The sequence below is a fragment of the Rhizobacter sp. P3_B12 genome (assembly GCF_056402895.1).
In genome coordinates this window covers 1-608 of sequence record NZ_JBFUGN010001714.1, presented here as the reverse complement: position 1 = coordinate 608, position 608 = coordinate 1, and the positions used below count along the sequence as shown (strand labels likewise).

At 72.4% G+C, this 608-nt stretch carries 1 protein-coding gene; it reads left to right on the top strand.

What is annotated here, in order from left to right; genetic code table 11:
• On the top strand, positions 1-521 hold a 521-nt coding region (locus tag AC1D01_RS37825), incomplete at its 5' end, for a thiolase family protein (RefSeq protein WP_477875107.1).
• Positions 522-608: the final 87 nt, after the last annotated feature.

The following is a 608-nucleotide window of genomic DNA, read 5'->3' as shown; positions in this document are numbered from 1 at the left end:
AGACCTCGTTGGAAGCACTCGCGAAGCTGAAGGGCGTGGTGCGGCCCGACGGCACGGTGACGGCCGGCAATGCCTCGGGCGTCAACGACGGTGCCTGTGCGCTGCTGCTGGCGAGCGAAGCCGCCGCGGCGCGCCACGGCCTGACGCCGCGGGCTCGCGTGCTCGGCATGGCGACGGCCGGCGTGCCGCCGCGCATCATGGGCATGGGCCCGGCACCGGCGACGCGGCGCGTGCTGGCGCTGACCGGGCTGCGGCTCGACCAGATCGACGTGATCGAGCTGAACGAGGCGTTCGCAGCGCAGGGCCTCGCGGTGCTGCGCGACCTCGGGCTGCAGGACGACGATGCGCGCGTCAACCCGAACGGCGGCGCGATCGCGCTCGGTCACCCGCTCGGCGCGAGCGGTGCGCGGCTGGTGACGACCGCGGTGAACCAGCTGCACCGCAGCGGCGGGCGCTATGCGCTGTGCACGATGTGCATCGGGGTCGGCCAGGGCATTGCGGTGGTGATCGAGCGGGTCTGATCCACATCCGTTCGCCCTGAGCCCGTCGAAGGACCTGAGCCTGTCGAAGGGTCGGACTGAGCTTGTCGAAGGCCTTGCGCGCTTCGG